The organism is Vibrio sp. 704 (assembly GCF_033339295.1).
On record NZ_JAWOUH010000628.1, the window covers coordinates 1 to 620 of the forward strand.

Genomic DNA, 620 nt, shown 5'->3' on the forward strand with positions numbered 1-620 from the left:
AGTCGGAGATTGGTCACAACAACAACAATAATTCCTGTCATTTGAGGAAAATATTTCTAATGATTTTTCAAGCCCACGCGACTCATTGACGGAGCTTAGAGATCATCGACTGACGAACAATGAGCTCAATAGGTACGCGGTTGATAATTGGCTTAACGCCGTTAAATGACGCCATTCAGCGAATTGAGAATCGACTCACCAACAGCCGTTTTTATGCATTATCTGTATTTATCAACGTGCACACATCAAGGTAGCTTTGTAACCGTCATCACCATATTGCAGACAACATATCGATAGATATCGTAATAAACAAAACCCTTGGCGTCGTCACACCCAGAAAATTCCTTACAAGATTCAATCACCTCGCAACATGACTAAGTTCACATTTGGCGATTTTGTTATTCTATTTATCGCTAAAATACCGCCTAGAATAGACGTACATATCAATTTAAGTAGGGATAGAAGATGTCGACATTGGCCGGGGCTCGCCTAGAAGAAATGGCGGATATCCGCTCGACGAGAAAAAAGAAAATCGTTTTTCTGTGTTCTAGCATTGCCGCCACACTATTGGTGTACGGCGCTATCGTCCAATCGCTCGAAAATCATTGGGGGTTAAGCGT

Annotated in this window: 1 pseudogene; it reads left to right on the forward strand. The window is 41.9% G+C overall.

Going from position 1 to position 620, the window contains the following annotated elements:
• Positions 1 to 465: 465 nt before the first annotated feature.
• A pseudogene (locus R7R24_RS28165) lies at positions 466 to 620 on the forward strand (GGDEF domain-containing protein); the annotation flags it as partial.